The following is a 13,088-nucleotide window of genomic DNA, read 5'->3' as shown; positions in this document are numbered from 1 at the left end:
GCGCACCGACACCGGGCGCCGCACAACGGCACGCCGGGTGTCGCAGGCAAGCTCCACCACCCACGCCGGGACGCGCCGACCGACGCTGTGTGGGCGAGAGCCGGCCACGAAGCGCCGCGCTGCCGGCGTGTGCCCGCGGCCGCCCGTGCCCGCGCGGGCGCTCATAGCGCCGGGGCCGTTCTCCGGTCAACGCCGGCGTGCTCACGGACCGCCCCGCGGACGCGCTGCCCGAGTGCTACCAGCTCAGGTCATGACACCCGCCGCTGCCGACGGCCTCCACCTGCAAGGTGGCGTGTGCGATGCCGTAGCGATCGCGCAGCACGTCTCGTGCGTCGCTCAGCACGACACCGTGATCGGCGCCATGGTCGGCGGTCAGGTGGGCCGTGGCAACGTTCATACCCGACGTCAATGTCCACAGGTGCAGGTCGTGGACATCCGCCACGCCGGGAACCGCGGACAGGGCGGCGGCGACGCCGTCCGGGTCGATCCCATCGGGAGCGTGCTGGGCGAGGACCGCGACCACCTGCCTGCCCAGTACGAGCGCCCGGATGATGACGAAGACCGCGATGAGCCCGGCGACCACGACGTCCCAGACGGGCTGGCCGGTGAGGATGATCAGCACACCTGCGACCATGACGCCCACCGACCCGGCGGCATCGGCGATCACCTCGTAGTAGGCGCCCTTGACGTTCAGGCTCTCCTTCGACCCGCTGCGCAGCAGGAGCATGGAAGCGACGTTGATGACCAGACCGGCGAACCCGACAGCGAGCATCGCGCCGGAGGCGACCTCCGGCGCATCGCCCAGCCGGCTGATGGCCTCGACCACCACGTACACCCCCACCGCGAGCATCACCAGTACTGCGAGGGCGGAGGCGAAGACCTCCGCCCGGTAGGAGCCGTACGTGCGTCGTCCCGTGCGGTCGGGTCGGCTGGCGATACGGGTCGCGACCAGGGCAGCGCCCAGCACCACCACGTCCGCGGCCATGTGTCCGGCGTCGGAGAGCAGGGCGAGTGACCCTGATACGAGCCCCGCGACGAGCTCGATGAGGAAGAAGCCCGCCGTGAGGGCGAAGGCGCCGGCCAGTCGTCGGCGGTGACGCCCACCGGCATGCCCGATCACCGGCGCGTGGCTGTGTCCCGCTCCCATCAGTCCTGCCCCTCGTGCCGGGCGTGCTCCCGCGAGATGTCCAGCAGCATCCGGACGTGAGCGTCGGCAAGCCGGTAGTACACCATCCGGCCCTCCCTCCGGTTGTCGACGACCCCGGCGGTGCGCAGAACCCGCAGCACCTGGGACACCGACGCCTCGGGGACGACGACGACCGCGGCAAGGTCACACACGCACAGCTCGCCCGCCTCCAGCAGCGCGTACAGCACCCTTGCGCGCCGTGGGTCCCCGAGCAGCTTGAACAGGCCGGCCAACCTGGCGGCCTCCTGCTCATCGGGGATCTGCTCCCGGGTCAGCGCCACCTTCTCCGGGTGGACGGCAGCGACCTCACACGAATCCAACGGCGTCACACTCATGCATCGACCATACATCTATGCAGATGTGCAGACGATGTCGCGCAAGAAGACTGAGGGGTCAGCATGTGCTGTATGGTCAGCGCATGCTGACCATTGCCTCGCGGCTGGACGTGATGAACCGGCTGGGCCGCGCCATGGCCGACCCCACCCGCTCCCGGATTCTCATGACCCTCCTCGAGAGCCCGAGCTACCCGGCGGTCCTCGCCCGGGAGCTGGGCCTGACCCGGTCGAACGTGTCGAACCACCTCACCTGCCTGCGGGACTGCGGCATCGTCGTCGCCGAGCCGGAGGGCCGCCAGACGCGTTACGAGATCGCCGACCCCCACCTCGCGGCGGCGATGACCGCGCTGGTCGAGGTGACGCTGGCCGTCGACGAGGACGCCTCCTGCGTCGATGCCGCGTGCACGGTGCCCGGCTGCTGCTCGAACGCGACCGTGGCATGAGTGCCACGACCCACGCCCCCGTCGAGCAGCACGAGGCCGAGGACGAGCACGACGCCCCCTGGTGGCGTGACCGTGCCGTCATGGTCCCCGTCGCCTCGGGCGTCGCCTTCGTCGCCGGGGTGGCCGCCGAGTGGTCCGGCGCCCCGACGGCGGCGCTGGTGCTGTTCTGGGTCGGCCTGCTGCTCGGGGCCTCCACCTTCGTCCCCGCCGCGCTGCGCAAGCTCGCCACCGGCAAGCTCGGCGTCGCGCTCCTCATGACGATGAGCGGCACCGGCGCCGTCATCCTCGGTCACGTGGGGGAGGCTGCGGCCCTGGCCTTCCTCTACTCCATCGCCGAGGCCCTGGAGGACAGGGCGATGGACCGCGCGCGAGCCGGGCTCCGCGCGCTCCTCAGGCTCGTGCCCGAGACTGCCACCGTCCTCGACGACGGCCGCACCCTCACCGTCCCGGCCCGGGACCTGGCCCCCGGGCAGGTCATGGTCATCCGGCCCGGCGAGCGCATCGCCACCGACGGCACCATCCGGACCGGGCACAGCAGCCTGGACACCTCGGCGATCACCGGTGAGTCCATCCCCGTCGAGGTCGGCCCGGGCGAGGCGGTCTCCGCCGCGGCCATCAACACCACGGGGGTTCTGCAGGTCGAGGTGACCGCGGCCGGCACCGACAACTCCCTCACCACGATCGTGGGCCTCGTCGAGCAGGCCCAGGCGGAGAAGGGGCAACGCGCCCGGCTGGCCGACCGCATCGCCCGGCCCCTGGTCCCCGGCGTCCTGGTCCTGGCCGTGCTCGTCGCGCTCATCGGCTCCCTGGCCGGTGACCCGCAGACGTGGATCACCCGCGCTCTGGTGGTGCTCGTCGCCGCCTCCCCGTGTGCGCTGGCCATCGCGGTGCCCATCACCGTGGTCTCCGCGGTCGGCTCGGCCAGCAGGTTCGGCGTCATCATCAAGAGTGGGGCGGTCTTCGAGAGGTTCGGCGACATCGGGCACGTCGCCCTCGACAAGACCGGGACCCTCACGAGGAACCGGCCCACCGTCACCGCCGTCGTCCCCACCGCCGACGTCACCGAGGAGCAGGTCCTCGCCTGGGCCGCCGCGCTCGAGCAGCACAGCACCCACCCGCTCGCCGCCGCGATCACCCAGGCCGCCCCCGCGGCCCCCGCCGGCCAGGGCGTCGCCGAGGAGGCCGGTCACGGCATCCGTGGCACCGTCGACGGCCACCAGGTACGGGTCGGCAGCCCTCGCTGGGTCGACCCCCGCCACCTCACCGAGCGGGTCCGCGAGCTCGAGGCCCAGGGCATGACCGTCGTCGTCGTCCACCGCGACGGCACGGCCGCCGGGACGATCGGGGTGCGTGACGAGCTGCGCCCCGAGGTTCCCGAGGTCGTCGAGACCCTGACCGCCCGCGGGATCGGCGTGACGATGCTCACCGGGGACAACGAGCGGACCTCGCGTGCCCTCGCCGCGCAGGCCGGTATCGACGACGTGCGCGCGGAGCTGCGCCCCGAGGGCAAGTCGGCCGCCGTGCGGGAGCTCAGCGCCCACCGGCCCACCGCGATGATCGGCGATGGCATCAACGACGCCCCCGCGCTGGCCGCGGCCGGCGTTGGGATCGCCATGGGAACGACCGGCTCCGACGCCGCGATCGAGTCCGCCGACATCGCCTTCACCGGCCAGGACCTCCGCCTCCTGCCCCAGGCCATCGCCCACGCCCGCCGCGGCCGGCGCATTGTCAACCAGAACATCGCCCTGTCGCTCGTCATCATCGCCGTCCTCCCGCCGCTGGCCGTCACCGGTGTCCTCGGCCTGGCCGCCGTCGTGCTCGTCCACGAGCTCGCCGAGGTGCTGGTCATCCTCAACGGCCTGCGTGCGGCACGGACCCACCACGCCAGCACGCTCGCAGACCGCCGCAACTAGGGTGCGGGCATGCTGCAGCGGCGATTCCTCCAGGTGGACGTGTTCGGGGCCGAGCCTTACGAGGGCAACCCGGTAGCCGTCGTCGTCGACGGGGAGGGCCTGTCCACCGAGCGCATGCAGCGCTTCGCGGCGTGGACCAACCTCTCCGAGACCACCTTCCTCCTCCCGCCCACCGACCCCGCCGCGGACTACCGGGTGCGAATCTTCACCCCCGGCACCGAGCTGCCCTTCGCCGGCCACCCGACCCTCGGCTCCGCGCACGCGTGGCTCGCCTCCGGCGGGACCGCGGCGAGCCCGGGGCGGCTCGTCCAGGAGTGCGGCGTCGGGCTCGTCGAGCTGCGCGAGTCGGGCGGCCGCTGGTCCTTTGCCGCCCCCGCCCTGCGCCGCTACGAGGCGCCCGACGACGAGACCCTCGCCCGCGCCGGCGACGCCCTCGGGCTGGACCCGGGCGACGTCGTCGCCGCGTCCTGGCTCGACAACGGCCCGCCCTGGCTGGCGCTGCGGCTGCGCTCGCGGGAGGCCGTCCTCGCCGTCAGGCCGCGCTACGACCGCTTCGGTGACCTCCACCTCGGCGTCGTCGCCGCGCCCGGCAGCGACGGGACCGCCGTCGAGGTCCGCGCGTTCGGCGCCGACTTCTCCGAGGACCCGGTCACGGGCAGCCTGGGCGCCGGCCTCGCGCAGTGGCTCACCGACACCGGCGTGGTCACCGCCCCGTACGTCGCCGCGCAGGGCACCGCGCTCGGCCGCGCCGGCCGGGTCCATGTCACCGCCCCCGACGGCGGGCTGTGGGTGGGCGGGCGGACGACGACGGCGATCGCCGGCACCGTCGCGCTCTGACGGAGGGTGGACATGGACTCCTGGCCGCTGTGGGGGCAGTGGGTGGTGCTGCTCCTCGTCGGGGGGACCTTCCTCGGCAGCTCCTGGTGGCTGGCGCTCGCCCGAGCCCGGGCTGCCGGAGTCGAGCCCGCGACGTGGGGTGAGAGGACCCGGACCGTCGTCGGGGCGCTGCGCCTCGCCGACTGGGCGGTGCCCGTCCTCCTCGTCGTGTTCCTCGTCCCGCTCGTGGTCCGGACCGTCGCGCTCTGACCTCAGCGCCGCCGCAGCGCCTTGTCCACCTCGACGACGGCGAAGACGACCACCCCGACGCCCAGCGGCACCAGCCAGTCCGTCAGCCCGACCGCGGTGGAGCCAAAGGCCGTGTGCATGAAGGGCGCGTAGACGAAGAGCAGCTGGAGCCCGAGCATGACGGCCACGCACACCCACGAGACCGGGTTGGTCGTGAGGAGCTCACGGCGCAGGCTCGTGGTGCGGCTGAACCGGCTGGCGAAGAGGTAGCAGATTTGCGCGACGACGAGGGTGTTGACGGCGACCGTCCGGGACTCCGCCACGCCCCGCCCGGCCTCCTGGCCGAGGAGGAAGACCGCGATCGTCGCGCCGCCGATGAGCACCGAGACGTAGCCGATCCGCAGCAGCCCCGAGCGCGGGAGGATCGAGCCGCCGGGCGTGCGTGGCGGGCGGCGCATGATGTCGGGCTCGGAGGGCTCGAAGGCGAGCGCGAGCGCGAGGGTGACCGCGGTGATCGTGTTGACCCACAGCACCTGGACCGGGGTGATCGGCAGCGTGAGCCCGAGGACGACGGCGACGAGGATGACCAGCCCCTGGGCGCCGTTGGTCGGCAGGATGAAGACGATCGCCTTGCGGAGGTTGTCGTAGATCGTGCGGCCCATCTCGACGGCCGACTCGATCGAGGCGAAGTTGTCGTCGGCGAGGACGACGTCGGCCGCCTCCTTCGTCGCCTCCGTCCCCTTGATCCCCATGGCGACCCCGACGTCGGCCCGCTTGAGCGCCGGGGCGTCGTTGACGCCGTCACCGGTCATCGACACGACCTGGCCGTTCGCCTGCAGCGCCCGGACCAGGCGGAGCTTGTGCTCGGGGCTCGTGCGGGCGAAGACGTCGTGCCGTGTCGCGAGGGTGCGCAGCTCCTCGTCGGTGGCGCGCTCCAGCTCGGCGCCGGTGACGGCCGGGGCGCCCTCCCCGATCCCCATCTCCCGCGCGATGGCGGTCGCGGTGCCGGCGTGGTCGCCGGTGATCATCTTGACGCGGATGCCGGCCTGCCGGCAGGCGCGGATCGCGGCGACGGCCTCCTCACGGGGCGGGTCGATGATGCCGTAGAGGCCGAGGAGGATGAAGCCGCCGGCGTCGACGTCCTCGGTGCTCACCGAGGTGGCGCCGTCGTCGGCGCGGCGGGCGGCGGCGCCCAGCACCCGCAGCCCGCGGGCGCCGAGCTCCTCGATCTGCGCCTCCCAGAACGCCCGGTCCAGCGGCGCCGTGGCCTCCAGGCCGGTGCCCTGGGAGTCGCAGCGGTCCAGCAGCCGGTCCGGGGCGCCCTTGAGGTGGATGACCGTGCCCCGCGCGGTGCGGTCGAGGGTGGCCATGTACTTGTAGGCGGAGTCGAAGGGGACGGCGTCGAGCCGGGCGTCGTCGTCGCCGACCACGCCGGCCTTGAGCGCGAAGGTGCGCAGCCCGCCGTCGGTCGGCTCGCCGGACAGCACCCACTCCCCTCCGCGGCGGGAGATGGTCGAGTCGTTGGCCCGGGCCGCCACCTCGGCGAGGGCGAGGACGTCCTGGGCCGTCGTCGTCGTGCCGGTGGCCGGCAGGATCTCGCCCTCGGGCGCGTACCCGGTGCCCGTGACGTCGACGCGGCCCGTGGGCGTGACGACCGTGCGGACCGTCATCTCGTTGCGGGTGAGCGTGCCGGTCTTGTCGGTGCAGATGACGGTGACCGAGCCGAGGGTCTCCACCGAGCTCATCCGCCGGGTGATCGCGTGGCGCCGCGCCATCGTCTGCACGCCCAGGGCGAGGGTGATGGTGAGGACGGCGGGCAGGCCCTCGGGGATCGCCGCGACCGCGAAGCCGATCGCCGCGAGGGTGAGCTCGCCGAGCGCGTCGTCGTACAGCAGCGCGCCAAGCCCGAACATCACGACGGCGAGGACGACGACGACGAGCGACAGCGCCCGCCCGAAGGCGTTCATCTGCCGGGTCAGGGGCGTCTCGAGGGACTCGACCTCCTCGAGCAGCGTCGTGATGTGGCCGATCTCGGTGTCCTGCCCGGTGGCCGTGACGACCCCGGTGCCCGAGCCCGCGGCGACGACGGTGCCTGAGAAGGCGATCGACGTGCGGTCCCCGATGCCGGCCTCCGGGGCGACCGGGTCGGTGCCCTTGTCCACCGGGACGGACTCACCGGTGAGCGCCGACTCCTCGATGCGCAGCGTGCTCGCGCGGATGAGCCGGACGTCGGCGGGCACCCGGTCCCCGGAGGTCAGGCGCACGAGGTCTCCGGGGACGAGGTCCTCGGCGGGGACGGTCTGCCACGCGCCGTCGCGCCGCACCTGCGCGTCCAGGGAGAGCATCTGGCGGATGCCCTCGAGGGCGTTCTCCGCCTTGCCCTCCTGGACGTAGCCGATGACGGCGTTGGTGAGGACGACGGCGGCGATGACGATCGTGTCGACCCACTCGCCGAGCACCGCGGTGAGCACGGCGGCGGCGATGAGGACGTAGATCATCGGGTCGGCGAACTGGCGCAGCAGCCGCCGCAGCGCGGACTCGCGCTCGGGCTCGGGCAGCCGGTTGGGACCGTGCCGCTCGAGACGGGCGGCGGCCTCCTCCCGGCTCAGGCCCTGGTCACCGGCGCCGAGGTGGGCGAGGACGTCGACGACGGCGCGGGCGTGGGCGGGAGCGGCTTCGGGGGGTGGCGTCATGGTCCCTGTCGCATCGGCGAGGCGGTACGGCTCGTCCCATTCTCGTCCCCGGTCGCGCCGTCCGCCTGGGCCCTGTGGTCGGGGCGGCGCGCGGACGGCGGGTGACCGGCCGACGTGGCCGGCCACCCGCCGTCGGGCACTACCAGCGGTGGGCGACGTCGATGACGAGCCGCGAGCCGGAGCCCGGGCCGTCGAGGACGAACACCCGGAAGGGCAGCCGGGCGCGCACGCCCAGGCCGATGGTCGTCTGGCCCTCGAAGCTGCCGCCGGAGGCGATCTGACGGAAGGTCGAGTAGCCGCTGACGTTGCGCAGCTCCTTGCGGTTGGAGGGGGTGTAGGTGCTGCGCCCCGTCACGGGGTCGTAGGTCGGTGCGTGTGCGACGACCTCGAGCTTGGCGCCGCCGCGCAGCGGGACACGAGCGCCGCTGCCCTCGGCGTACACCTGGTCGACGTAGCGGACCGAGTAGCCGCGCACGTCACCGTGGACGTCGATGACCATGCGGTCGTAGCAGGAGTGCTCGCCCGCGCGCACGCCGGTGATCGACGTGAGGGAGGAGCCGGGGCTCTGCGCCTTGGCGAGGGAGCCCCAGGAGATGCCGCAGTACGGCGCGGCCTGTGCAGAGGCGCCCATCGGGATGACGAGCGCGAACCCGAGAACGAGTCCGAGGAGGATGCTGACAAGTCGTTTCATCGCGATCTCCTTGAGGAGTGACCGCGGGCGGCAGCGTGCTGCTCGCGTGGTGTCGCGCAACCTACTCCGGACGCGCGCCCGCCGGAAGGGCCGAAAGGGCAACGTGTGCCGCACTGCACAGCGGGCAAAGTTGCACGGTGTGCACTGTGAGGCGGAGACTCGACGGTATGTCCGAAACGGCCGGCCGGCGCGAGCTCAACAAGGCGCGTACCCGTCAGGCCATGATCGACGCCGCCCGCGGCCTGGCGCGCGAGCGCGGCCTCGAGGACGTCACGGCTGAGGACATCGCCGACCGTGCCGGCGTCTCCCGCCGGACCTTCTTCAACTACTTCGCCGGCATCGAGGCCGTGGTCGCCGCGGGGCTGGCCGACCCGCTCGAGCGGATGGCGGACGCGCTGCGCCGGCGCCCCGCCCGCGAGGAGCCGCTCGTCGCGATCCGCGCGGCGCTCCGCGAGGAGCCCATCGGCGCCGAGATCCTCCTCGCCTGGCTCCCGACCGACCCGCGGGCCTCCCTGCGTGGACGCGAGCTCCACCTGCGGGTGTGGCAGCACCACGAGGAGTGGCTCGTGGACGTGCTTCGCGACCGGCTGGGCGGCGAGGACGACCTGCGGGTGCGGTCCCTGGCCGCCTCGGTCATGGCGATGTTCGAGATGGTTCAGAAGGCGTGGGTGCCCGTCGCGACCGCGCTTCCCGCGGACGACGCCGTCGCCGCCTTCAACGACACGCTCCAGCGGGTCCTCGACCATGCCGGCGCCGGGTGGCGCCGGTCCGCTTCCTGACGTCCCCTTTTCTCTGCACCACCACACTCCGGAAGGACCCCCTGTGGCCTCACTCCTGCACCGCCTCGGACGATGGAGCGCCCAGCACCGCTGGGCCGCCGTCATCACGTGGCTCGTCGTCATCGCACTCGCCGTCACCGGCGCCGCCACCCTCAGCGAGCCACTGAGCGATGAGTTCACCATCCCCGGCAGCCGGTTCCAGGAGGTGCTCGACGACCTCCACGAGGAGATCCCTGAGGCCGCCGCCGGTATCGGCACCGTGACCTTCTCCGCCGAGGACGGCTTCACCGACGCGCAGCGCGCCGCCGTCGCTGACGTCACCGAGCAGTGGAGCGAGCTGGACGGCGTGGTCGCCGCGATGAACCCCTTCGCCACCCAGGAGCAGCTGGACGGCAGCCTCGACGAGATCGAGGCCGGGCGCACCGAGCTCGAGGAGGGCCGTTCGCAGCTTGAGGCTGGTCGCGCCGAGCTCGACACGGGCCGCGAGCAGCTGGAGGCCGCCGAGGCCGAGCTCGCCGCGGGCCGGGAGCAGCTGGAGGCCCAGCGCGCCGAGCTCGAGGCCTCGATCGACATGATGCCACCCGCCATGGCCGCCGGCGCCGAGCAGCAGCTCGCTGCCGCCGAGGCCGAGCTGGCCGCCGGTGAGGAGCAGCTCGCCGCCAACCGCGCCGAGCTCGAGTCCGGTGAGGAGGAGCTCGCTGCCGCCGAGGCCGAGATCGCCGCCGGGCAGACCCAGCTCGACCAGGGCGAGCGGCTCGCCGAGCTCACCTCCGGCCTGCGCCAGGTCTCCGAGAACGGCACCGTCGCCATGACGCAGGTGCAGTTCGAGTCCTCGGGCGGGCAGCTCGACCCGGACGTCACCGCCGCGGTGCAGGAGATCGGCAACACGCTCACCGACGAGGGGGTCGAGGTGAACTACAGCGCCGAGATCGTCTCGGACATCTCCTCCATCCTCGGCCCGGCCGAGGTCGTGGGTGTCGTCGTCGCCGTCGTCGTCCTCCTCGTGCTGCTCGGGTCCCTCCTTGCCGCCGGCCTGCCGCTGCTCACCGCCCTCGTGGGCGTGGGCGTGGGCGTCGGTGGCTCGCTCGCCCTCAGCGGCGTCGTCGACATGACGAGCGTGACCCCCGCGCTCGCCCTCATGCTCGGCATGGCCGTGGGCATCGACTACTCCCTGTTCATCCTCAACCGGCACCGCATGCAGCTGGCCGACGGCATGGGGGTGCGCGACTCGATCGCCCTCGCCACCGGCACCGCCGGCAACGCCGTCACCTTCGCCGGCGCGACAGTCGTCATCGCCCTCGCCGCGCTCGGCCTCACCGGCATCCCCTTCCTCGCCGTCATGGGCTACGTCGCGGCGGGCACCGTCGTCGTCGCCGTCCTCGCGGCTGTCACGCTGACCCCCGCGCTCCTGTCCTTCCTCGGGGAGCGGGTGCTGCCCGCCAAGCAGCGCAAGCGGCTGGAGCGTACGAACGGCGCCGACTCCCGCGGCTGGGCGGCCAAGGTCCAGCAGCACCCGTGGCTGGCGATCATCGGGGTCGTCGCCATCACGGGCCTGCTCGCCATCCCCGCGACGCAGCTGCGCCTGGGCCTGCCCGACGGCAGTCAGGAGCCCGCGGACTCGACCGCCTACCGCACCTACGACCTCATCCGCGACAACTTCGGTGCGGGCGCCAACGGCCCCATCATCGGCGTCGCCACGCTCGAGGAGCCGACGCAGGACGAGGCGGCCCTCACCGAGGTGCAGCTCGACATCGCCGAGGACCTGATCGCCGTCGAGGGTGTCCAGTACGTCGTGCCCTTCGGGACGAGCGAGGACGGCGACACCCTCGCGTTCCAGGTCATGCCGGCCGACGGGCCCTCCGAGGAGTCCACGGTCGCGCTGGTCAACCGGCTCCTGGACAGCGAGGACGAGCTCGGTGCCACGCACGGGGTGGAGATGGGCTTCACCGGCCAGACGGTGGCCAACATCGACATCTCCGACCAGCTGGCCGACGCGCTGCCGATCTACCTGCTCGTCGTGGTCGGCCTCTCCCTCGTCCTGCTGCTCCTCGTGTTCCGCTCGATCTGGGTGCCGCTGCTGGCGTCGGTGGGCTTCCTCCTCACGGTGGTCGCGTCCTTTGGCGCCGTCGTCGCGGTCTACCAGCTCGGCCACCTGGCGGGGCTGTTCAGCGTCAACGAGGCGGGGCCGATCCTCAGCTTCCTGCCGGTGCTCCTCATCGGCGTGCTCTTCGGCCTGGCGATGGACTACCAGGTGTTCCTCGTCTCGGGGATGCGGGAGGCGCACGTCCACGGGGCCGACGCACGCGTCGCCGTCGTGCGCGGCTTCAACGTCAGCGCCCGGGTGGTCACGGCCGCGGCGATCATCATGGTCTCCGTCTTCGGCGGCTTCATCTTCGCCGAGCTGGCGATGATCCGGCCGATCGGCTTCGGCCTGGCCTTTGGCGTGCTCGTCGACGCGTTCCTCGTCCGGATGACGCTCACCCCGGCGGTGCTCAGCCTCCTCGGGGAGAAGGCGTGGTGGCTGCCGCGCTGGCTCGACAAGATCCTGCCGAACGTGGACGTCGAGGGCGCCAAGCTCGAGCGGCAGGTGGTCAAGCGACAGGTCTGAAACGGCGGCGCGCCCCGGCGGCAGCGAGCCCCGGGGCGCCGGCGCTAGCCTTCCGCTGAGGCTTCACCCCCGGTCGCTCGGACGCACGCAGACGGCAGTGGGCAACGGCCGGAGGCTCCGCACGTGCGCGCCAGCACCGTGCAACCCAGCCCTCTTCTTTCGAAGCAAGACCACGCGGCCGCCCGGCACATGACCGGACGGCCGTGAGGTCGTTCTGCGCTACTGCTAGCACCAGATGCCGTCGCCCGTCTCAACATCTGGACCGGGTCTTGAATATCCGATGTGATTGCGCGCACACTGCGAATAGGTTTTGCACCACACAAAACAAATGGAGGTGCTGTGCTCAGGGTCGGGCTCCTTGGTCTTGGCTTTATCGGCAGGACTCACCTTGCTGCGTTCAACGAACTCGAGGACGCGGAGGTGGTCGGGGTCGCGACGGCTGGCTCGCCCTCCGACGGGCCCTTCCGGCACTACACCGACCCGTACGCGCTAATCTCTGCTGCAGACGTCGACGCGGTCGTGATTGCGGTGCCGACCGATCTCCACGCCGACTTCGCTGTGGCCGCACTGGACCTCGGCAAGGACGTGCTGATCGAGAAGCCGGTGACTCTCACACTCGGCGAGGCTGCACGCATTGCCGGGAGCAGCGCGAAGGGTGGCGTGGCGATGGTGGCCCACGTCCTTCGGCACACCGCCGAGTACGTTGCTGCTGTCGACCTCATTGCCGGCGGTTCCCTTGGAGAGGTCCAAGGCGCCCGAAGTCATCGGATGTCGGCGCCGCCGCGCTGGTCAAGCTGGCTCGCGGACCCGGCGCGCAGCGGGGGCGCGCTCTTCGACCTGCTGGTCCACGACTTCGACCTCATGAACTGGATCCTGGGCGCGCCGACGTCCGTCGTCGCCTTGGGGCATCAGGACGCGCAGGGCGGCTGGGATCACGTCGAGGTGAGCCTGCGTTACGCCGACCGTCCGGCGCTCGCGCACGTGCACGGCAGCCAGCGCATGCCGAAGCAGTACCCCTTCACCGCAGGCCTCCACGTGGTCGGCGACCGCGGCGCGCTCGAGCTGGTCAACCGGCACGACGGTAGCCAGATCGACGGCGAAGCGGAGTCGGCCGTCATCCGCTACTTCGACGACGAGCCGCCTCGCCGCGAGGGCGTGGCCGCTGAAGACCCGTTCGTCGTCCAGGCACGCGCCTTCACGGCAGCCGTCCGTGACCGCCGAGTGCCAGCTGGACTCGGCGTCACCGAGGCGGCAATGGCGGTGCGCACCGCGGTGGCGGCGCACCGGTCCCTCGTCGCGTGCGAGGAGGTGGTCGTGTCCACCGTCTGACGTCGCGGACTCTCCGCCTGTGCAACCCGAACCAAGAACAACGTTG

At 72.4% G+C, this 13,088-nt stretch carries 11 protein-coding genes; 7 read left to right on the top strand and 4 right to left on the bottom strand.

The window, feature by feature from the left end:
* Positions 1-235: 235 nt before the first annotated feature.
* Positions 236-1,147: a cation diffusion facilitator family transporter gene (locus M3148_RS10490; protein ID WP_251304645.1), complete on the bottom strand. Its 912-nt coding sequence runs from the start codon at positions 1,145-1,147 to the stop codon at positions 236-238.
* Positions 1,147-1,521, bottom strand: a complete 375-nt coding sequence (locus M3148_RS10485; protein ID WP_251304644.1) for an ArsR/SmtB family transcription factor — start codon at positions 1,519-1,521, stop codon at positions 1,147-1,149. Before M3148_RS10485 ends, M3148_RS10490 begins: the two co-directional genes overlap by 1 nt.
* 83 nt (positions 1,522-1,604) lie before the next feature.
* Between M3148_RS10485 and cmtR the strand changes: the two genes are divergently transcribed.
* The 4 genes from cmtR to M3148_RS10465 are packed head-to-tail and all read left to right on the top strand — an operon-like array spanning position 1,605 to position 4,963.
* The gene (cmtR, locus tag M3148_RS10480; protein ID WP_251304643.1) at positions 1,605-1,964 is read left to right on the top strand and encodes a Cd(II)/Pb(II)-sensing metalloregulatory transcriptional regulator CmtR; all 360 of its coding nucleotides are present in this window, start codon (positions 1,605-1,607) and stop codon (positions 1,962-1,964) included.
* The gene (locus tag M3148_RS10475; protein ID WP_251304642.1) at positions 1,961-3,877 is read left to right on the top strand and encodes a heavy metal translocating P-type ATPase; all 1,917 of its coding nucleotides are present in this window, start codon (positions 1,961-1,963) and stop codon (positions 3,875-3,877) included. Before cmtR ends, M3148_RS10475 begins: the two co-directional genes overlap by 4 nt.
* Before the next feature lie 9 nt (positions 3,878-3,886).
* Positions 3,887-4,714, top strand: a complete 828-nt coding sequence (locus tag M3148_RS10470) for a PhzF family phenazine biosynthesis protein (protein ID WP_251304641.1) — start codon at positions 3,887-3,889, stop codon at positions 4,712-4,714.
* Between the two features lie 12 nt (positions 4,715-4,726).
* The gene (locus M3148_RS10465) at positions 4,727-4,963 is read left to right on the top strand and encodes a hypothetical protein (RefSeq protein ID WP_251304640.1); all 237 of its coding nucleotides are present in this window, start codon (positions 4,727-4,729) and stop codon (positions 4,961-4,963) included.
* 2 nt (positions 4,964-4,965) lie between these two features.
* Here M3148_RS10465 and M3148_RS10460 read toward each other — a convergent pair whose 3' ends face one another.
* Positions 4,966-7,635, bottom strand: a complete 2,670-nt coding sequence (locus tag M3148_RS10460) for an HAD-IC family P-type ATPase (RefSeq protein ID WP_251304639.1) — start codon at positions 7,633-7,635, stop codon at positions 4,966-4,968.
* Between the two features lie 139 nt (positions 7,636-7,774).
* Positions 7,775-8,326 (bottom strand): AMIN-like domain-containing (lipo)protein, encoded by a 552-nt coding sequence (locus tag M3148_RS10455; RefSeq protein ID WP_251304638.1) that lies wholly within the window; start codon positions 8,324-8,326, stop codon positions 7,775-7,777.
* A 167-nt stretch (positions 8,327-8,493) separates the two neighbouring features.
* Here M3148_RS10455 and M3148_RS10450 point away from each other — a divergent pair, with 167 nt between their 5' ends.
* From M3148_RS10450 to M3148_RS10440, 3 genes are all read left to right on the top strand, one after another.
* The gene (locus tag M3148_RS10450; RefSeq protein ID WP_251304637.1) at positions 8,494-9,105 is read left to right on the top strand and encodes a TetR/AcrR family transcriptional regulator; all 612 of its coding nucleotides are present in this window, start codon (positions 8,494-8,496) and stop codon (positions 9,103-9,105) included.
* Positions 9,106-9,148: 43 nt separating this feature from the next.
* Positions 9,149-11,713, top strand: a complete 2,565-nt coding sequence (locus M3148_RS10445; protein WP_251304636.1) for an MMPL family transporter — start codon at positions 9,149-9,151, stop codon at positions 11,711-11,713.
* A gap of 339 nt (positions 11,714-12,052) precedes the next feature.
* Positions 12,053-13,042 carry a Gfo/Idh/MocA family protein gene (locus M3148_RS10440; RefSeq protein ID WP_251304635.1) on the top strand — a complete coding sequence of 330 codons (990 nt, stop codon included), beginning with the start codon at positions 12,053-12,055 and terminating at the stop codon, positions 13,040-13,042.
* The last annotated feature ends 46 nt before the right edge of the window (positions 13,043-13,088 follow it).

Origin of the sequence: Georgenia satyanarayanai, from assembly GCF_023715365.1 — a bacterium.
Taxonomy (GTDB): Bacteria; Actinomycetota; Actinomycetes; order Actinomycetales; family Actinomycetaceae; genus Oceanitalea; species Oceanitalea satyanarayanai_B.
The sequence above is the reverse complement of the archived record's forward strand: the minus strand, read 5'-3'. Positions and strand labels throughout refer to the sequence as shown.